This window comes from Streptomyces sp. NBC_00597, assembly GCF_041431095.1.
Lineage (GTDB): Bacteria > Actinomycetota > Actinomycetes > Streptomycetales > Streptomycetaceae > Streptomyces.
Genome location: NZ_CP107757.1, coordinates 2,074,558 through 2,093,994, shown reverse-complemented (window position 1 = coordinate 2,093,994; position 19,437 = coordinate 2,074,558). Strand labels below are relative to the sequence as shown.

The window sequence follows — 19,437 nt, the reverse complement described above, 5'->3', positions numbered from 1 at the left end:
ACATGAACGGCCAGTGGTACGACGCCGATGCGGGCCCGCTGGTCCGTCCGTACGCGATGACGGGCGGGCGTACGAAGCCGGGACCCCACGGCGTCCGGTTCGACCTGATCGCGCTGGTGGTCGTGCACGCCGATGGCCCCGACGCGGTGGCCGAGTCGCTGCTCGGCCCCGAACACCGGGCGCTGCTCGGGCTGTGCCGGTCCGAGACGCAGTCGGTGGCGGAGCTCGCCGCTGATGCGGACCTGCCCGTGGGCGTGGTGCGGGTGCTGCTCGGGGACCTGCTGGAGGGCGGGCACGTCAAGGTCAGCCGGCCGGTGCCGCCCGCGCGCCTGCCGGACGAGCGGATTCTGCGTGAAGTCATCGAGGGATTGCGAGCGCTGTGATGGGACAACACCACGACGGGACCGGCGGACCGGATGTGGATCCGGAAGACGACGGGGAACTGGCGGCGCTCGCGCTGAAGATACTCGTGGCGGGCGGCTTCGGGGTCGGCAAGACCACGCTGGTCGGAGCGGTGAGTGAGATCCGCCCGCTGCGGACGGAGGAACTGCTCAGCGAAGCGGGCGAACTGGTCGACGACACGGGCGGGGTCGCCCAGAAGACGACCACGACCGTGGCCATGGACTTCGGGCGGATCACCATCCGCTCCGGACTGTCGCTCTACCTGTTCGGCACGCCGGGGCAGGACCGGTTCTGGTTCCTGTGGGACGAGCTGTCGAAGGGCGCTCTGGGCGCGGTGGTGCTCGCGGACACCCGGAGGCTGGAGGACTGCTTCCCGGCGGTGGACTACTTCGAGCACCGGCGCATTCCGTTCGTGGTGGCCGTCAACTGCTTCACGGACGCGCGGAGGTACGGGGCGCACGAGGTCTCGCGGGCGCTGGACCTGGAGCCGGGGACGCCGGTCGTGCTGTGTGACGCGCGGGACAAGGATTCGGGGAAGGAGCTGCTGATCCGGCTGGTCGAGTACGCCGGGCGGGTGCACACCGCCCGGCTGCTGGACTTGGTGGAACCGCAGGCCGATTCGGTGTGACGGGCGTGCGGCGGGGGAGGAGGAGGTGCCGTGTGAACGGGTCAGTCGGCCACACCGTCGACGGAGACCACCTTGTCGATGGGGACGCGGACGAGGAGTTCGCCGGGGACGGCGTTGCGGCGGCCGTAGGCCTCGGCGTGTTCCTCGCCCATGTAACGGGCGCTGATCCTCGTCGCCCATGGGAGCATCTCCTCCAGGTCCTCGCTGATCTCTGCGCGTCCCTGGAGGAGGACGTAGGAGTACGGCGGACGGTCGTCGTCCACGCAGAGCGCGACCCGGCCGTCGCGGAGCAGGTTGCGCCCCTTGACCGTGCTCTTGCCGGTGTTGAACACGAAGGAATCGCCGTCGAGGACGAACCAGATGGGGGCGACGTGCGGACTGCCGTCCTCACGCACGGTGGAGAGCTTGCCGGTGCGGGTCCCGTACGAGACGAATGCCCGCCATTCCTCTTGAGTCATCTTCTTCGCCATGGGGACATCCTCCTTGCCCCAAAGGCGCTGGTGGGGAAGGCTGGCGGCACTTACTACGAGGGGTGGGACGCAGCCACGCCGGCGGCGTCGACGGGGAGGGGCTCGAAATGGCACTGGACAAGCAGCTCGACTGGCTGCTCGACGATCTGACCCGCAGGGTCCAGCAGGTCAGGCATGCGGTGGTGCTCTCCAACGACGGCCTGGTGACGGGTGCGAGCGCGGGGCTGGCCCGGGAGGACTCGGAGCATCTGGCGGCGGTGGCGGCCGGGTTGCAGAGTCTGGCGAAGGGGTCGGGCCGGCATTTCCGGGCGGGCGAGGTACGCCAGACGATGGTCGAGTACGACGACGGCGCCCTGTTCGTCATGGCGGCGGGGGCGGGGAGTTCGCTGTGCGTGCTCAGCGCCGCCGAGGCCGACATCGGTCAGGTCGCGTACGAGATGACGCTGCTGGTCAACCGGGTGGGAGAGCACTTGGGCGTGGCGGAGCGACGGATCACCGGGGGCTGATCGCGGATTCGGTGCGACGCCGTCGCGGAGCCTTCGCGAAGCCGTCACGGAGTCGTCAGGGCGCTGTCCGGAGAGTGGTCCGGGGAACAGTCCGGGGAGTTATCCACAGGGCTCGCGAGGTGTTGTGACGCTGAGCTACGGTCTTCACACAGAGTAACCGTCTCGTGTGGGGGAGGACCGTCATGAACGTCGTCGCGACGCAGTCGGGGACCGTGCTGCCGGAGGCCGGGGTGCGGGTCGGCCCGGTGGTACGGGTGCATGCCTTGCCGGTGGTACGGGCGGACGGGCCGCCGGTGTGGAGGGCAGCCGGGCCACCGGTGGTACGGGGGGAGCTGCCGCGGGATACCGCGGTCGGCGGAGCCCGCGCGGCCGGAGAGCTGAAGCTGACCCGGACCGAGTTCGCCCGGGCAGTCCAGCTGGGCATCGTGCGCGCCGGGCCGCCGGCGCCGGGAGGGTCCGCGCGCTACACCCGGGCGGAGCTGGAGCGGGTCCGGTCGGCCCGCGGGTTCCCGGAGGCGCTGCGCGAGCGGGTCGAGACCGTGGCCGGAGCCGAGGCGGCGGGCGCGGTGCTGGGCATCAGCCCGGGCCGGTTCACCCGGCTGGCGCGCTGCGGGCACGTCGGTCCGGTGGGCTACCGGATCAACCGCTACCGGGCAGTGGTGTGGCTCTATCTGAGCGCGGAGCTAAGGGAGTTCGCCCGCCGGGAGGCGGGGATGCTGCGCGGCAGCGCACCCCCGGAGGACCGGGATCTGATGGCGGCCAAGGCGGATCTGCGGCCGCGTAAATGGCGCGGGCGGCATGTGGGGTTGCTGCTGAGACGAACCGCCGACCCTTGGGAGCGTGCCGCCGTCCTGGCCTCCGTACTCCCGGAGGGTGAATTGCGGGAGGCCGTGCCCGATCCTGCCGAGCGGATCGTGCTCGCCGCGCTCGCCCCGCCCCCGCCGTACGGGCACCCGAAGGTCCCGGCCGCGGCTGCCGTGGCGCTCCTGCTGTTGCGGGCGCAGCCGCCGGACGAGATCCACTGGTACCGCACCAGCCTGGACTTCGCGCTGACGGGGGCGCGCGCTCAGTCGAAGTCGACGGGAGAGAGGGGGCCGACGTAGACCCAGGCCCCGGCCTCCCGGGTGAAGGCGCTGTGCTCGTGCAGGGAACCGGTGTGCCGGCCCTCGCGGTAGTGCGCCCGGAACTCCACCGAACCCTCCGTCTCGAACATCCCGCCGCGCTCCGTAGCAAGGATCTCCAGGCGCTCCCAACGCTGCCCGGGATCCAGGTCGAGCCGGCCGGGCCGGGTGCTCGGGTGCCAGGAGCGCAGCAGGTAGGCGGTGTCGCCGACGGAGAACGCGCTGAAGCGGGAGCGCATCAGCAGCTCGGCGGTGGGCGCCTGCTGCGCACCGGAGTGGAAGCGGCCGCAGCAGTCCGGGTAGGCGGCGGGCAGACCGCAGGGGCAGGGGAGGGCCGGGGTGGGCATGGGTGTGCTCAGCTCTTCGTCGACGGGACGGACTACTGGGGGGACACGGCCGGCTTGGCCGCGTTCTCGGCGTACGGGCGGAAGAGGCCTTCCTGGACCACGGAGACCAGCAGCCTGCCCTCCACGTCGTAGATGCGGCCACGGGCCAGGCCCCGGCCGCCGTGCGCGATCGGCGACTCCTGGTCGTACAGGAACCACTCGTCCGCACGGAACGGCCGGTGGAACCACATGGCGTGGTCCAGCGAGGCCATGTCGAAACCGCGCATGCCCCACAGGGGCTCCACGGGGATGCGCACGGCGTCGAGGAGGGTCATGTCACTGGCGTAGGTGAGGGCGCAGGTGTGCACCAGCGGGTCGTCGCCCAGCGGGCCGACCGCGCGCATCCACACCGCACTGCGCGGATCGGCGTCCTTGAGCTCCTCGGGGGTCCAGCGGAGCCGGTCCGTGTACCGGATGTCGAACGGCTGGCGGCGGGCCATCCGTTCCAGTGCCTCGGGCAGCGCGCCCAAGTGCTCGCGGATCTCGTCCGCGACCTTCGGGAGCGTGTCCGGGTGGGGAAAGTCGAGGCGGGGAGGCAGCTGGTGCTCGATGCTGCCCTCCTCCGGATGATGGAAGGAGGCGGTGAGATTGAAGATCGTCTTGCCCTGCTGGACCGCGGTGACGCGGCGCGTGGTGAAGGACCGCCCGTCGCGCACCCGCTCCACCTGGTACACGATCGGCACCCCGGGGATGCCCGGGCGCAGGAAGTACGCGTGGAGCGAGTGGACCGGGCGGTCGCTCTCGGTGGTGCGGCCGGCGGCCACCAGCGCCTGGCCGGCGACCTGCCCGCCGAAGACCCGCTGGAGGGACTCCTGCGGGCTGGCGCCGCGGAAGATGTTGACCTCGATCTGCTCCAGGTCGAGCAGATCGACAAGTCTCTCGGCAGGGTTCGTCATCAGGGGTTCTCCACTGTCGGGGCCGGTCGCTTGCAGGTCGGGGATCCCCCCGGACGGCGTCCGGGGGAGGTCAGAGCACGCCGAGCTCACCGACCGAGGTCAGCCGGATGATCGCACGGCCCTCCTCGTCGGAGGCGGCGAGGTCGACCTCGGCGCTGATGCCCCAGCCATGGTCCCCGTTGGGGTCCGCGAAGGTCTGGCGGACGCGCCACAGGCCGTGCGCCGGGTCCTCCTCGATCTGGAGCAGCTTCGGGCCGCGCGCGTCGGGGCCGGTGCCCAGGTCGTCGTACTCGTCCCAGTACGCGTCCATGGCTTCGCCCCAGGCGTCGGCGTCCCAGCCGGACTCGCCGTCCAGCTCGCCCAGCTGGTCGACGTGGTCCAGCGCGGCGAGCTCCACCCGACGGAACATGGCGTTGCGGACCAGGACGCGGAAGGCGCGGGCGTTCGCCGTGACCGGCTTGACCTGGTCGGCCTTCTCCTGGGCCTGCTCCGCCGTCTCCACCTCCGGGTTCGCCAGCTGCTCCCACTCGTCGAGCAGGCTGGAGTCGACCTGGCGGACGAGCTCGCCCAGCCAGGCGATGAGGTCCTGGAGGTCCTCGGACTTGAGGTCGTCGGGGATCGTGTGGTCCAGCGCCTTGTACGCGCTCGCCAGATAGCGCAGCACGATGCCCTCGGTGCGGGCGAGCTCGTAGAAGGAGGTGAACTCGGTGAAGGTCATCGCGCGTTCGTACATGTCGCGGATGATCGACTTGGGGGAGACCGGGTGGTCGCGGACCCACGGGTGGCTCTTGCTGTACACGTCGTAGGCGTGGAAGAGGAGCTCTTCGAGCGGCTTGGGATAGGTGACGTCCTGGAGGCGCTCCATCCGCTCCTCGTACTCGACCCCGTCGGCCTTCATCGCGCCCACGGCGATGCCGCGTTCCTTGTTCTGCTGGGCGGCCAGGATCTGGCGCGGGTCGTCCAGCGTGGACTCCACGACGGAGACCATGTCCAGCGCGTAGGAGGGGGACTCCGGGTCCAGCAGGTCGAAGGAGGCCAGCGCGAAGGTGGACAGCGGCTGGTTGAGCGCGAAGTCCTGCTGGAGGTCGACGGTGAGCCGGATGGTGCGGCCCTCCGCGTCCGGGGCGTCGAGCTTCTCGACCACCCCTCCGTCCAGCAGCGAGCGGTAGATCGCGATGGCCCGGCGGATGTGCCGCAGCTGGGCCTTGCGCGGCTCGTGGTTGTCCTCAAGGAGGTGGCGCATCGCCTGGAACGCATCGCCCGGTCGGGCGATGACCGACAGCAGCATGATGTTGGTGACCTTGAACCGCGAGGTGAGCGGCTCCGGGTCGGCGGCGATGAGCTTCTCGAAGGTGGTGTCCGACCAGGCGACGAAGCCCTCGGGGGCCTTCTTGCGCACCACCTTGCGGCGCTTCTTCGGGTCGTCGCCGGCCTTCGCGAGGGCCTTCTCGTTCTCGATCACGTGCTCGGGCGCCTGGGCGACCACGTAACCCGCCGTGTCGAAGCCGGCCCGGCCCGCGCGGCCGGCGATCTGGTGGAACTCGCGGGCGCGCAGGGTGCGGACCCGGCTGCCGTCGTACTTGGTGAGCGCGGTGAACAGCACCGTCCGGATGGGGACGTTGACGCCGACACCGAGGGTGTCGGTACCGCAGATCACCTTCAACAGGCCGGCCTGGGCCAGCTTCTCGACCAGCCGCCGGTACTTGGGCAGCATGCCGGCGTGGTGGACACCGATGCCGTGCCGGACATAGCGGGAGAGGTTCTGGCCGAACTTGGTGGTGAAGCGGAAGTTGCCGATCAGGTCGGCGATCTTGTCCTTCTCCTCGCGGGTGCACATGTTGATGCTCATCAGCGACTGTGCCCGCTCGACGGCCTGGGCCTGAGTGAAGTGCACGATGTACACCGGGGCCTGCCGGGTCTCCAGCAGCTCGGTGATCGTGTCGGTGATCGGCGTCGTGACGTACTCGTACGACAGAGGGACGGGCCGCGTCGCGGAGCGGACCACCGAGGTCGGGCGGCCGGTCCGGCGGGTCAGGTCCTCCTCGAACCGCTTCACGTCGCCGAGGGTCGCCGACATCAGGACGAACTGCGCCTGCGGCAGCTCCAGCAGGGGGATCTGCCAGGCCCAGCCCCGGTCCGGTTCCGCGTAGAAGTGGAACTCGTCCATGACGACCTGGCCGATGTCGGCGTACTTGCCGTCGCGCAAGGCGATGGAGGCCAGCACCTCGGCGGTGCAGCAGATCACTGGGGCATCGGCGTTCACGGAGGCGTCGCCGGTCAGCATGCCGACGTTCTCGGTGCCGAAGAGCTTGCACAGGTCGAAGAACTTCTCCGACACCAGCGCCTTGATCGGCGCGGTGTAGAAGGTCACCTTGTCCTGGGCGAGGGCGGTGAAGTGCGCGCCCGCCGCGACGAGGCTCTTGCCGGAGCCGGTCGGGGTGGACAAGATCACGTTCGCCCCGGAGACGACCTCGATCAGCGCCTCCTCCTGAGCCGGGTACAGGGTGATGCCCTGATCCTCGGCCCACGAGGAGAAAGCCTCGAAGAGGGCGTCGGGGTCGGCGTTCGGCGGGAGCTGATCAATGAGGGTCACACCCCCCATCTTGCCTGGCTTCCTGCCGGAAGAGGGAACCGGCGGACGCATCGAAGATCACCGACGGTACGCTGTGCCGTTGACCGGGCCCGAACGAAACCGTCAACGGGGCCCGACCACCACACGACTGGGGCGGGGAACGACCATGATGGGTCCGGCGCACTCACTGTCCGGGGCGGCAGCCTGGCTGGGGGTGGGAGCGGCGGCCGCGGCCGCCGGACACCCGATGCCCTGGCCGGTCCTCGTCGTCGGCGCGCTCATCTGCGCCGGCGCAGCCCTCGCCCCCGACCTGGACCACAAGTCGGCGACGATCTCGCGCGCCTTCGGCCCGCTCTCCCGGGGCCTGTGCGAGGTGGTCGACAAGATCTCGTACGCCGTCTACAAGGCCACCCGTGCCCCGAAGGACGCCCGCCGCACCGGCGGCCACCGCACCCTGACGCACACCTGGCTGTGGGCCGTCCTGATCGGCGCGGGCTCCTCCGCGCTCGCGGTCACCACCGACCGCTGGGGCGTACTCGTCCTGCTCTTCGTCCACCTGGTCCTGGCCGTCGAAGGCCTGCTGTGGCGGGCCGCCCGGATGTCCAGCGACGTCCTCGTCTGGCTCCTCGGCGCCACCAGCGCCTGGATCCTGGCCGGAGTCCTCGACCAGCCCGGCAACGGCGCCGGCTGGCTGTTCACGGAACCCGGCCAGGAGTACCTCTGGCTCGGCCTGCCGATCCTGCTCGGCGCCCTGGTCCACGACATCGGCGACGCACTGACCGTCTCCGGCTGCCCCGTCCTGTGGCCCCTGCCGATCGCCGGAAAGCGCTGGTACCCCATCGGCCCGCCCAAGGGAATGCGCTTCCGGGCCGGCAGCTGGGTCGAGCTCAAGGTCCTCATGCCCGTGTTCATGCTGCTCGGCGGCATAGGCGGAGCCTCCGCCCTCGGCTTTATCTAGCGCGTCCAGCACGACGGAGGCCCCGTCCCCCGCAGCAGCGGGGACCGGGGCCTCGTACGACGACCGGTGCGGGGGCCGGGTCAGCCGTGCCAGGAGCGCCACAGCGCCGCGTACGCGCCGTCCGCCGCGACCAGCTCGTCGTGCGAGCCCAGTTCGCTGATCCGGCCGCCCTCGACCACCGCGATCACATCCGCGTCGTGCGCGGTGTGCAGCCGGTGGGCAATCGCGATGACCGTACGGCCGTCCAGCACCCGGGCCAGCGAGCGCTCCAAATGCCGTGCGGCCCGCGGGTCCAGCAGCGAGGTGGCCTCGTCCAGCACCAGCGTGTGCGGGTCCGCCAGCACCAGCCGGGCCAGCGCGATCTGCTGCGCCTGCGCCGGGGTCAGCGCCGTAGCACCCGAGCCCACCTCGGTGTCCAGACCGCTCTCCAGAGCCCTGGCCCAGCCGTCCGCGTCCACCGCGCCCAGCGCCTCCCACAGCTCCGCGTCACCCGCCCCGGTACGCGCCAGCCGAAGGTTGTCCCGCAGCGAGCCCACGAACACGTGGTGCTCCTGGTTGACCAGCGCCACCTGCTCGCGCACCCGCTCCGCGGGCATCCGCGACAGCTGCGCCCCGCCCAGGGTCACCTCGCCCGTCCGCGGCGCGTAGATGCCCGCCAGCAACCGGCCCAGCGTGGACTTGCCCGCCCCGGAAGGGCCGACGAGCGCCATCCGCGTGCCCGGCGGCACGGACATGGACACCCGGTGCAGCACGTCCACACCCTCGCGGTAGCCGAAGCGGACCTCGTCGGCCCGGACGTCCCGCCCCGCCGGGGAGACACCCGCGTCTCCCGCGTCCGGCTCGATCTCCCGCACGCCCACCAGGCGGGCCAGGGACACCTGGGCGACCTGGAGCTCGTCGTACCAGCGCAGGATCAGGCCGATCGGATCGACCATCATCTGCGCCAGCAGCGCACCCGTGGTCATCTGCCCCACCGAGATCCAACCCTGGAGCACGCAGTAGCCGCCGATCATCAGCACGGAGCCGAGGATCGTCACGTACGTGACGTTGACGACGGGGAACAGGACCGTCCGCAGGAACAACGTGTACCGCTCCCACGCGGTCCACTCCTTGATCCGCCGCTCCGACAGGGCGATCCTGCCCGGCCCGAGCCGGTGCGCCTCGACCGTGCGGCCGGCGTCCACCGTCTCGGTGAGCGCGGCCGAGACCGCCGCGTACCCGGCAGCCTCCGAGCGGTAGGCCGACGGCGCCCGCCGGAAGTACCAGCGGCAGCCGATCACCAGCACCGGCAGCGCGACCAGCGCGGCCAGGGCCAAAGGTGGCGCGGTCACGGCGAGCGCGCCGAAGAGCAGCCCCACCCAGACCACGCCGATCGCCAGCTGCGGAACGGCTTCCCGCATGGCGTTGGCCAGCCGGTCGATGTCGGTGGTGATCCGGGACAGCAGGTCACCGGTGCCGGCCCGTTCCAGCACGCCCGGCGGCAGGCCCACGGCCCGCACCAGGAAGTCCTCGCGGAGATCGGCCAGCATCTCCTCGCCGAGCATCGCTCCTCGCAGCCGGACCAGCCGGACGAAGAACGTCTGGACCACGAGGGCCAGCGCGAACAGCAGGGCCACGCGACCCAGATGGAGCTCGCGCGCCCCCGCGGCCAGCTGGTCCACGACACGGCCCAGCAGGTACGGGCCGACCATGGAGGCGGTCACCGCGACCGCGTTGACCGTCACCAGCAGCACGAAGGCCCGCCGGTGCCGCCGGAACAGGCCGCGCACATAGCCCCGTACGGTCGCCGTCGAGCCCACGGGCAGGGTGGCGGCCGATTCGGGGGCCGCCGGATCGTATTGCGGCGGCGCCACGCCGATCATGCCGATTCCTCGATCTCTGTCAGTGTCTTTTCCAGCTGGGTTTCTTCCAGCCGGGTCAGTTCGATGCGGGCCACCCGCTGCTCCTCGTCGGTCTCGCGCGTGACCACCGCCCGGTAGAGCGGTTCGCCGTGCATCAGTTCGCGGTGCGTACCGGTCGCGGCGACCGTGCCGTCGTGGATCAGGACCACCCGGTCGGCCCGGTCCAGGAGCAGCGGCGAGGAGGCCAGCACCACCGTTGTCCGCCCGGCCCGCAGCGCTGCGATCCCGTCCGCGATCCGCGCCTCGGTGTGCGAGTCGACCGCCGAGGTCGGCTCGTCCAGCACCAGCACCTCCGGGTCGGTGGCCAGGGACCGCGCCAGGGCGAGCCGCTGGCGCTGCCCGCCGGACAGGGACCGGCCGCGTTCGGTGATCCGCGCGTCCATCGGGTCGTCCACCCCGTCCGGCGCCGACTGCAGCAGCGCGTCCAGGACGTCCCCGCACTGGGCGGCGGCCAGCGCCGCCCCGGGCTCGACGGCTCCGGACGCCGGTACGGCGAACAGCTCGCGCAGGGTGCCGGACAGCAGCACCGGGTCCTTGTCCTGGACGAGGACCAGCGTGCGCGCGGTGTCCAGCGCGAGATCGTCCAGAGCGACCCCGCCCAGCAGCACCGAAACCCGGTCGGCGGCGGACCCGTCGTCCGCCGGGTGGCCGCCGAGGCGTTCGGCGAGCCGGCCCGCCAGGTCCGGATCCCCGCACACCACGGCGGTGAACCGGCCCGCCGGGGCCAGCAGCCCGGTCGCGGGGTCGTACAGGTCCCCGCCCGGGGCCGGGGCCTGCGCCGCCGGGGTGGCGGGCGCCTTCGGCTCGGGCGCGTCCGTACGCGTCAGCGACAGCACCCGAGCGGCCCGCTGGGCGGAGGGCCGGGAGAAGGAGTACGCCATCGCGATCTCCTCGAAGTGCCGGAGCGGATAGAGCATCGTGGCCACCGCGCTGAAGGCGGCGACGAGTTCACCGACCGCCAGCCGGCCGTCCAGCACGAGCACGGAGCCGTACCAGACGACGGTGATCAGCAGGGCGCCCGGGAGCAGCACCTGGATCGCGGAGATCAGCGCCCACATCCGGGCGCTGCGCACGGCCGCCTTGCGGACCTCCTGAGAGGCCTCGCGGTAGCGGCCCAGGAACAGCTCCTCGCCGCCGATGCCGCGCAGTACCCGCAGGCCGGCCACGGTGTCGGAGGCCAGTTCGGTGGCCTTGCCGGCCTTCTCGCGCTGGATGTCGGCGCGTTGGGTGGCGCGCGGCAGCAGCGGCAGCACGGACAGGGCGAGCACGGGGACGCCGATCGCGACGACCACACCGATCGAGGGCGCGTAGAAGAGCAGGCCGACACAGATGACGACGACGGCGAAGGCGGCGGCGAGGAAACGGGAGACCGCCTCGACGAACCAGCCGATCTTCTCCACGTCACCGGTGGAGACCGCGACCACTTCGCCCGCCGCGACCCGCCGGGTCAGGGCGGAGCCCAGCTCGGCGGTCTTGCGGGCGAGTAGTTGCTGGACTCGCGCGGCGGCGGTGATCCAGTTGGTGACGGCCGTCCGGTGGAGCATCGCGTCGCCGACGGAGATGGCGACGCCGATCAGTGCCAGGAGCGCGCCGACCAGCAGCAGGCGGGTGCCGTCGCGCTGTATGACCGCGTCGACGCCCAGGCCCACCACGTACGGCAGCCCGGCGATGCCGCAGAAGTGCACCAGCCCCCAGCACAGGCTCCTGACCTGTCCGCCGAGTTGGCCACGTCCCAGCCACACCAGGAAGCGCGGGCCGGAGCGGGCGTCGGGTACCCCGGGATCCGGATACGGAAGATCGCTGATCTGCATGACGCCCCATGACTGGTCGAGTGGTCCAAACCGTGCAAGGTTCGCCTTCCGGACCGGCCCCGGGCAATCGATTTTGCGTTGGCCAAGGCCCTACGCAGTGGAGTGTGCGGTGTGTCTGGCCGCGCACCGCCAGGTCAAGGACGAGTCGCCCACTCCAGTTCCAGCAGAGCCGAGTGGTAACTGCGGCCGGTGGCCCGGTCCATGCCCACCTCGCACATCCGGTTCGCCGACAGATGCACGTCGAACGCGCGCGAGGTCACCTCCGCCGCCTCGCGCTCCGTCGCCGAGGCCGTCAGCTCCGGATGCAGCATGCCCCGGTCGCCGGCGAAGGCGCAGCAGCCCACATCGTCCGGAACCACCACCTCCGCCGCACAGGCCTCGGCCACCGCCCGCAGCTGCGGCTCGTCGCCCAAGTGGTGCATCGAGCAGGTCGGGTGGAGCACGGCCGAGCCCACCGTGCGCCGGACCTCCAGGTTCGGGAGCAGCTCGTCCGCCGCCCACACGACCGAGTCGACGACCGTCAGCTCCGCGTGCAGGGCCCGGTTGTCGTCCGTCAGGTACGGGACGACCTCGTGTGCGACGCCCAGCGCGCACGAGGAGGCGTCGACCACCAGCGGCAGCCGCCCGCCGGCGGTCCACCCCCAGGCGGCCTCCACGATCCGGTTGGCCATCAGCCGGGTCCCGGCGTCGTAGCCCTTGGAGTGCCAGATCGTCGCGCAGCAGGTACCCGCGACGTCGTCGGGGATCCACACCGGCTTCCCGGCCCGCTCCGAGACCGCCACCACCGCCTCGGGCAGGGAGGGGCCGGGCCGCCCCCCGGGCCCGCCGAAGATCCGGTTCACGCACGCCGGGTAGTACACGGCCGCCGCGCCCACCCGCCCCGTCCGGGGCAGGCTCCGGGCGGCTGCGCCGGGGATCTGCGGCAGCCACTGCGGAACCAGGTCGCGCCGTACGACCTTCCGGGCGAGCCCGGTGACCGCCTCCAGGACCCGGTCCCCGACCCGGTTCGTAATCTTGTCGGCGGCGGCCACGGCCAGCCGGGCGGCGCCCTCCACGGTCTTGAACCGCTGCGCGGCGAGTGCGGCGGCCCGCTCCTCGCGGGGGCCGTGCCGCCGGTGGCGGAAGTCCCGCATCAGTGCACCCGTGTCGATTCCGACGGGGCAGGCCAGCTTGCAGGTGGAGTCGCCCGCGCAGGTGTCCACGGCGTCGTGGCCGTATGCGTCGAGCAGCCCGTCCAGCACGTGGGAGCCCGGCTGCTGGCGCATCATTTCCCGGCGCAGCACGATCCGTTGGCGGGGTGTGGTCGTCAGGTCCCCGCTCGGGCACGTCGGTTCGCAGAAGCCGCACTCGATGCACGGGTCGACCTCCGCCTCCACCTTCGGAATCGTCTTCAGCCCGCGCAGGTGGGCCGCCGGGTCGCGGTCGAGGAGGATGCGCGGTGCGAGCAGCCCGTCCGGATCGACGACCTGCTTCGTCCTCCACATCAGCTCGGTGGCCCGGGGCCCCCACTCCAGTTCGAGGAAGGGCGCCATGTTGCGGCCGGTGGAGTGCTCGGCCTTCAGCGAGCCGTCGAACCGCTCCACCGTCAGCCGGCAGAAGGCGTCCATGAAGGCCCCGTACCGCTCGACGTCGGCGGGCTTCGCGGCGTCGAAGGCGAGCAGGAAGTGCAGGTTGCCGTGGGCCGCGTGACCGGCGACGGCCGCGTCGAAGCCGTGCTCGGCCTGGAGCGCGAGGAGCGCCTCGCAGGCCTCCGCCAGCCGGGCGGGCGGCACCGCGAAATCCTCGGTGATCAGGGTGGTGCCGCAGGCGCGGGCACCGCCGACGGCGGTGACGAACGCCTTGCGGGCCTTCCAGTATCCGTTGATCGTCCGCGCGTCGCGGGTGAAGGCGTTGGTGACGGAGGCCACCGGAGCCACCAGCTCCAGCCCGGCGAGGACCTCGGCCGCGCGCCGTTCGTACACCGCGCGGCCCGCTTCGTCCGGGGCACGGAACTCCACCAGCAGGGCGGTGGTGTCCTTGGGGAGCCCGGCCCAGTCGGCGGGCACGCCCTCGACGCTGACCGAGGCGCGCAGGGTGTTGCCGTCCATCACCTCCACGGCGAGGGCGCCCGCCTCGTTGAAGAGCGGTACGGCGGCCGCCGCGGCGGGCAGCGAGGGGAAGAAGAGCAGCGCACTGCTGAGCTTGCGGTCCAGCGCCACCGTGTCGAAGACGACCTCGGCGATGAACCCGAGCGTGCCCTCCGAGCCGACCATCAGGCCACGCAGGATCTCGACGGGGGTGGTGCCGTCCAGGTACGCGTCGAGGCGGTACCCGGTGGTGTTCTTGATCTCGTACTTGGCCCGGATCCGGGCGACGAGTTCCGGGTCGTCCTCGATCTCCCGCTTGATCTCCGTCAGCCCGCGGCACAGCGCGGGTTCGGCACGCGCGAGCTCCTCGTCCGCCAATGGATCGGCGGTGTCCACGACGGTGCCGCCGGGCAGCACGAAGGTGAGGGAGGACAGCGTGCGGTACGAGTTCCTCGTGGTCCCCGCCGTCATGCCGGAGGCGTTGTTGGCGACGACTCCGCCGAGGGTGCAGGCGACGGCGCTCGCCGGGTCGGGGCCGAGGACGCGGCCGTGCCGGGCGAGAGCGGCGTTGGCCCGCGCCACGGTGGTGCCGGGCCGGATCCGGGCGCGGCGGCCCTCCTCCAGGACTTCGATGCCCGCCCAGTGGCGGCGTACGTCGACCAGGACGTCCTCGCCCTGGGCCTGGCCGTTCAACGAGGTCCCGGCGGCGCGGAAGACGACCTCGCGCCCGCGGCCGTGGGCGTACGAGAGGACCGCGGAGACGTCGTCGATGTCCTCGGCGATCACCACCACCTGCGGTACGAACCGGTACGGCGAGGCGTCGGAGGCGTAGCGGACCAGGTCGGAGACCTTCCACAGCACCTTCTCGGCGCCCAGCAGCTCCGTCAGTTCGGTGCGCAGGGGTTCCGGGGTCCCGGCGGCGAGGTGCTCGGGGACCCGGTCGGGGGCGGGGCCGCCGATGCCGCGGGGGCGCAGGGCACGGGGCCTCGGTTCCAGCAGCGGCATGCGCGACCCCTCGCCTACTCGTTCGGCCTAGTCCGAGGAACCTCTCCCGATCCGGGGCGGCGTCCTCAGCAGCGGCGCTCCGCCGGGGCGTCGGTCAGAGCGTTCAGCAGGCCGCCGAGCACGTCACGCTGCTCGGCGGTCAACGGAGCCAGGATCTCCTCTGCCGCGTCGGTTCGCGCGTTGCGCAGCCGGCGCAGCGTGGCGCGGCCCGTGTCCGTGAGCTCGATCCGTATGACGCGCCGGTTCGCCGGGTCGGGCGCGCGGCGCACGCACTCAGCGGCTTCCAGGCCGTCCACCAGCGTGGTCACGGCCCGGGGCACGACTTCCAGGCGGGCGGCGAGGTCCGCCATCCGGGGCGGCTGCTCGCCGTCGTAGTGCGAGACGAGGCGCAGGAGCCGGCTCTGGGCGGGGGTGATGCCGAGCGGTTCCAGATGGCGCTTCTGGATCCGGTGGAGCCGACGGGTCAGCCGCAGCAGCTGCTCGGCGAGCACGCCGTCCGTGCTGTCGGTTTCGGAAGCGGTCCTCATACTGGGGAACAGTACCAGGACCAGATTCATTGTGAGCATAGGTAACAATGAGCTATGCTCATTCGAGTCTTGTCAGGTCTCGCCAGAAGGAGGCCCATGCGCCCCGAAGAGCCGAAATGGACCCCATCGAAAGAAGCACTCGACCCCAACCGCCCCGCGCCCGACGAGCAGCCGCGTGAGCTGCGCCGGATCGTGGGTCTGTTCCGCCCCTACCGGGGCCGCCTCGCCGTCGTCGGACTGCTCGTCTGCGCCTCGTCGCTCGTCGCGGTGGCTTCGCCGTTCCTGCTGAAGGCGATCCTGGACGTCGCCATCCCGCAGGGGCGTACCGGGCTGCTCACCCTGCTGGCGTTCGGAATGATCCTGACCGCCGTCGTCACCAGCGTCTTCGGCGTGCTCCAGACCCTGATCTCCACCACCGTCGGCCAGCGCGTCATGCACGACCTGCGCACCGCCGTGTACGCCCAGCTCCAGCGGATGCCGCTGGCCTTCTTCACCCGCACCCGGACCGGCGAGGTGCAGTCCCGCATAGCCAACGACATCGGCGGCATGCAGGCGACCGTCACTTCCACCGCGACCTCTCTCGTCTCCAACCTGACGGCAGTGATCGCCTCGATCGTCGCGATGCTGGCACTCGACTGGCGGCTCACCCTCGTCTCGCTGCTCCTGCTGCCGCTGTTCGTGTGGATCAGCCGCCGGGTCGGCCGCGAGCGCAAGAAGATCACCCTGCAACGGCAGAAGCAGATGGCCGCCATGGCCGCGACGGTCACCGAATCGCTGTCGGTGAGCGGCATCCTGCTCGGTCGCACCATGGGCCGCGCCGACTCGCTGACCCGGTCCTTCTCCGACGAGTCCGAGAGGCTCGTCGGCCTTGAGGTGCGCTCCAGCATGGCCGGGCGCTGGCGCATGTCCACCATAGGCATCGTCATGGCCGCCATGCCCGCGCTCATCTACTGGGCCGCCGGCATGGCGCTCCAGTCGGGCGCCCCCTCGCTCTCGGTCGGCACCCTCGTCGCCTTCGTCACGCTCCAGCAGGGCCTGTTCCGGCCCGCCGTGAGTCTGCTGTCGACCGGAGTGCAGATCCAGACCTCGCTCGCCTTGTTCGGCCGGATCTTCGAGTACCTCGACCTGCCGGTGGACATCATCGAGCGCGAGGACGCGGTGCGCCTGGACCGGGCCAAGGGCGAGGTCCGCCTGGAGGACGTGCACTTCGCGTACGACGCCAAGCACGGGCCCACGCTGGAGGGCATCGACATCACCGTCCCGGCCGGCGGGTCGCTCGCCGTGGTCGGCCCGACCGGCTCCGGCAAGAGCACCCTGAGCTACCTCGTGCCTCGGCTCTACGACGTGACCGGCGGCCGGGTCGCCCTTGACGGGGTGGACGTGCGCGACCTCGACTTCGACTCGTTGGCCCGCTCCATAGGCGTGGTGTCCCAGGAGACCTACCTCTTCCACGCCTCGGTCGCGGACAACCTCCGCTTCGCGAAGCCGGACGCCACCGACGAGGAGATCGCCGAAGCGGCCCGGGCTGCCCAGATCCACGAGCACATCGAGTCCCTGCCCGACGGATACGACACCCTGGTCGGGGAGCGCGGCTACCGCTTCTCCGGAGGCGAGAAGCAGCGCCTCGCCATTGCCCGCACCATCCTGCGCGACCCGCCGGTGCTGATCCTCGACGAGGCCACCAGTGCCCTCGACACCCGCACCGAGCATGCCGTGCAGCGGGCCATCGACAACCTGTCCCAAGGCCGCACCACGATCACCATCGCGCACCGGCTCTCCACCGTCCGCGATGCCGACCAGATCGTCGTCCTGGACAAGGGGCGGATCGCCGAGCGCGGTACGCATGAGGAACTGCTGGAGGCGGACGGCCGGTACGCGGCCCTGGTCCGCCGGGACCGGGAAGCCGCACTCCCGCCGGAGGTAGCCACGACCCGGGTCGTCCGCGAGATATCGGTGGCCAAGGCCGACGGGCCGGCCGAGGGGACCGCGCAGCCGGCGCCGGTAAAGGTGTGATCATGTGACGGACGCGCGGGGGTGATGTCGGGAATATCCCGCTTCGCGGGTTAGCGTGCCTGCATGCGTCATGAGTACCGGCCGCCACGGCGTCGTTCCCGGCTCACCCGCCGGGGCCGTCTGGCGCTCTTCCTCGGCATGCTGCTCGCCATCGGTGCGGCCGCACTGCTTCCGCTGCTGCGGAGCGCGGAAGCTCCCGAGAAGCCGCGCCAGTTGACCATTCCCGAGGGCTGGCGGGCGCCGCAGGTGTACGCGGCGATCGACCGCGAGCTGAAACTCCCGGCAGGTTCCACCAAGGCGGCCGTCCCCACGGCCGGTCTGGCCCTCCCCGCGGAGGCGAAGGGCAACCCAGAGGGCTTCCTGTTCCCGGCGACGTACCCGGTGACATCGAAGTCCACGCCCTCCACCGTGCTCGCGTACATGGTGCAGACGGCCAATCAGAAGCTCGCGACCAAGACCGTCGCCGACGGTGCCAAGACGCACGGGATGACCCCCTACCAGACGGCCACGCTCGCCAGCATCATCGAGGCGGAAGCCGAATCCCGAGCCGACCAGGGCAAGGTCGCCCGGGTGGTGCACAACCGGCTGGCGCGGTCGATGCCCCTCCAGATGGACTCCACCATCAACTACGCGCTGAACCGCAGCACGGTGGACACCAAGCTCAGCGAGACCCGGATCGACAGCCCCTTCAACACCTATGAACGCCAAGGGCTCCCGCCGACGCCGATCGACAGCCCCGGCCTGGAGGCCATCGCCGCTGCCGTCGCGCCGACGCCCGGTGATTGGCTGTTCTTCGTCACCGTGAAGCGTGGGGACACCCGTTTCTCGGCGACGTACGAGGAGCACAAGAAGCACGTCGCGGAGTTCAACCGCATCCGGGCCGCTGCCGGTGCCAGTTCAGGTGCCAGTCCAGGCGCAGGAGCCGGTGGCCATGCCGCGCGCGCCCAGGCGGGCCCCCGCGCCGGCTAGACGTAGCGGGTGGCGGCCCGGTCGCGGCCGCCGTCGGCGCTGGCGGAGCCGCCGGTGCCACGGCCGAGCAGGCGGCGGATCCCGCGGACGGCGGCTCCGCCCGCGCGGTTGGCGCCGATCGTCGATGCCGACGGGCCGTATCCGACCAGGTGGATCCGCTCGTCCCGGACCGCCCGGGTGCCCTCGACCCGGATGCCGCCGCCGGGTTCGCGCAGGTGCAGCGGGGCCAGGTGGTCGATGGCGGCCCGGAATCCGGTGGCCCACAGGATCACATCGGCTTCCACCTGCCGCCCGTCCGCCCAGGCGACGCCCGTCGCCGTGATCCGGTCGAACGCGGGCCGCCGGTCCAGCACTCCCGAGGCCAGCCCGGCCCGGACGGCCTCGTTCAGCGGGAGCCCGGTCACGCTGACCACGCTCTGCGGGGGCAGGCCCCGGCGCACCCGCTCGTCGACCAGGGCCACCGCGGCCCGGCCCTCGGCCTCGCCGAAGCTCCCGTCGCGGAACACCGGGGGCCGACGCGTCACCCAGGTGGTCTCCGCCGCCTCCTCGGCCATCTCCAGTAGGTGCTGCACCGCCGAGGTGCCGCCGCCCACGACGATCACCCGCGCCCCGGCGAACTCCTGCGGACCCGGGTAGTTCGCGGTGTGCAACTGGCGGCCCCGGAAGGTCTCCTGGCCCGGGTAGCGGGGCCAGAACGGCCGGTCCCAGGTCCCGGTCGCGTTGATCAAGGCCCGCGCGGACCAGGTCCCGGCCGAGGACTCCACCCGAAGCCGCCCGTCGCCGCCGTCCCGTACGGCGGTGACGTCCACCGGTCGGCGTACGCGCATCCCGAACCGGTCCTCGTAGGCGCCGAAGTACTCGCCGATCACCGCAGAGGACGGCCGCAGCGGGTCGGCGTCCGTGAGCTCCATGCCCGGCAGCGCGTGCATCCCGTGCACCTTGCCGTACGTCAGCGAGGGCCAGCGGAACTGCCATGCGCCGCCGGGACGCGGCGCGTGGTCGAGCACCACGTGCTCGATCCCCGCCCGCGCCAAGTGGTACGCACTGGACAAGCCCGCCTGACCAGCGCCGACGACCACCACGTCGACGGCCTCCGCACCCCGCACCATTTCGTTCACGGTTCTACCAACTTGTTTGCCCGGTGAGATCTTCCCGCCCGCCCGATGGTCCTGCGCGAGGGCGGAGTGCTCGCTAAGGTCGGAGGAC

General features: G+C 71.7%; 16 protein-coding genes. 7 read left to right on the top strand and 9 right to left on the bottom strand.

Annotation, left to right across the window (positions count from 1 at the left end):
- The first annotated feature begins 2 nt into the window (after positions 1–2).
- Positions 3–383 carry a DUF742 domain-containing protein gene (locus OG974_RS09035; RefSeq protein ID WP_327282156.1) on the top strand — a complete coding sequence of 127 codons (381 nt, stop codon included), beginning with the start codon at positions 3–5 and terminating at the stop codon, positions 381–383.
- A complete protein-coding gene (locus OG974_RS09030; RefSeq protein WP_327282155.1) occupies positions 383–1,030 on the top strand; it encodes an ATP/GTP-binding protein in 648 nt (215 codons plus the stop codon). Before OG974_RS09035 ends, OG974_RS09030 begins: the two co-directional genes overlap by 1 nt.
- Before the next feature lie 41 nt (positions 1,031–1,071).
- Here the strand turns inward: OG974_RS09030 and OG974_RS09025 are convergent, their stop codons facing one another.
- Positions 1,072–1,500: a PPOX class F420-dependent oxidoreductase gene (locus OG974_RS09025; RefSeq protein ID WP_327282154.1), complete on the bottom strand. Its 429-nt coding sequence runs from the start codon at positions 1,498–1,500 to the stop codon at positions 1,072–1,074.
- Positions 1,501–1,607: 107 nt separating this feature from the next.
- On the opposite strand from OG974_RS09025, the gene OG974_RS09020 reads away from it, so the two are divergent.
- Positions 1,608–2,006: a roadblock/LC7 domain-containing protein gene (locus tag OG974_RS09020; RefSeq protein WP_327286015.1), complete on the top strand. Its 399-nt coding sequence runs from the start codon at positions 1,608–1,610 to the stop codon at positions 2,004–2,006.
- Positions 2,007–2,188: 182 nt separating this feature from the next.
- Positions 2,189–3,109: a DUF6397 family protein gene (locus tag OG974_RS09015; RefSeq protein WP_327282153.1), complete on the top strand. Its 921-nt coding sequence runs from the start codon at positions 2,189–2,191 to the stop codon at positions 3,107–3,109.
- On the opposite strand, the gene OG974_RS09010 is transcribed toward OG974_RS09015, so the two are convergent.
- The 3 genes from OG974_RS09010 to OG974_RS09000 form a co-directional block, all read right to left on the bottom strand.
- On the bottom strand, positions 3,073–3,474 hold the full coding sequence (locus OG974_RS09010) for a YchJ family metal-binding protein (protein WP_327282152.1): 402 nt from the start codon (positions 3,472–3,474) through the stop codon (positions 3,073–3,075). The two genes, OG974_RS09015 and OG974_RS09010, sit on opposite strands and share 37 nt — an antisense overlap.
- Before the next feature lie 32 nt (positions 3,475–3,506).
- On the bottom strand, positions 3,507–4,409 hold the full coding sequence (locus tag OG974_RS09005) for an acyl-CoA thioesterase II (RefSeq protein WP_327282151.1): 903 nt from the start codon (positions 4,407–4,409) through the stop codon (positions 3,507–3,509).
- 70 nt (positions 4,410–4,479) lie between these two features.
- Complete coding sequence (locus OG974_RS09000) at positions 4,480–7,002, bottom strand: DUF3516 domain-containing protein (RefSeq protein ID WP_327282150.1); 2,523 nt, start codon at positions 7,000–7,002, stop codon at positions 4,480–4,482.
- Between the two features lie 145 nt (positions 7,003–7,147).
- Between OG974_RS09000 and OG974_RS08995 the strand changes: the two genes are divergently transcribed.
- Entirely contained in the window at positions 7,148–7,939 is a 792-nt protein-coding gene (locus OG974_RS08995) for a metal-dependent hydrolase (protein WP_327282149.1), read from the top strand.
- 80 nt (positions 7,940–8,019) lie between these two features.
- Here OG974_RS08995 and OG974_RS08990 read toward each other — a convergent pair whose 3' ends face one another.
- From OG974_RS08990 to OG974_RS08975, 4 genes are all read right to left on the bottom strand, one after another.
- The gene (locus tag OG974_RS08990; RefSeq protein WP_327282148.1) at positions 8,020–9,801 is read right to left on the bottom strand and encodes an ABC transporter ATP-binding protein; all 1,782 of its coding nucleotides are present in this window, start codon (positions 9,799–9,801) and stop codon (positions 8,020–8,022) included.
- Positions 9,798–11,651, bottom strand: coding sequence for an ABC transporter ATP-binding protein (locus OG974_RS08985; RefSeq protein WP_327282147.1), 1,854 nt, complete (start codon positions 11,649–11,651; stop codon positions 9,798–9,800). Before OG974_RS08985 ends, OG974_RS08990 begins: the two co-directional genes overlap by 4 nt.
- Before the next feature lie 134 nt (positions 11,652–11,785).
- Positions 11,786–14,722 carry an FAD-binding and (Fe-S)-binding domain-containing protein gene (locus OG974_RS08980; RefSeq protein WP_371646097.1) on the bottom strand — a complete coding sequence of 979 codons (2,937 nt, stop codon included), beginning with the start codon at positions 14,720–14,722 and terminating at the stop codon, positions 11,786–11,788.
- Positions 14,723–14,787: 65 nt separating this feature from the next.
- On the bottom strand, positions 14,788–15,249 hold the full coding sequence (locus tag OG974_RS08975; protein WP_327282145.1) for a MarR family transcriptional regulator: 462 nt from the start codon (positions 15,247–15,249) through the stop codon (positions 14,788–14,790).
- A gap of 96 nt (positions 15,250–15,345) precedes the next feature.
- Here OG974_RS08975 and OG974_RS08970 point away from each other — a divergent pair, with 96 nt between their 5' ends.
- Positions 15,346–17,262 carry an ABC transporter ATP-binding protein gene (locus tag OG974_RS08970; RefSeq protein ID WP_328761938.1) on the top strand — a complete coding sequence of 639 codons (1,917 nt, stop codon included), beginning with the start codon at positions 15,346–15,348 and terminating at the stop codon, positions 17,260–17,262.
- A gap of 63 nt (positions 17,263–17,325) precedes the next feature.
- Positions 17,326–18,231, top strand: a complete 906-nt coding sequence (mltG, locus tag OG974_RS08965; RefSeq protein ID WP_328761936.1) for an endolytic transglycosylase MltG — start codon at positions 17,326–17,328, stop codon at positions 18,229–18,231.
- On the opposite strand, the gene OG974_RS08960 is transcribed toward mltG, so the two are convergent.
- Positions 18,228–19,340, bottom strand: a complete 1,113-nt coding sequence (locus tag OG974_RS08960) for an FAD-dependent oxidoreductase (protein WP_371646771.1) — start codon at positions 19,338–19,340, stop codon at positions 18,228–18,230. The two genes, mltG and OG974_RS08960, sit on opposite strands and share 4 nt — an antisense overlap.
- Positions 19,341–19,437 lie beyond the last annotated feature (97 nt).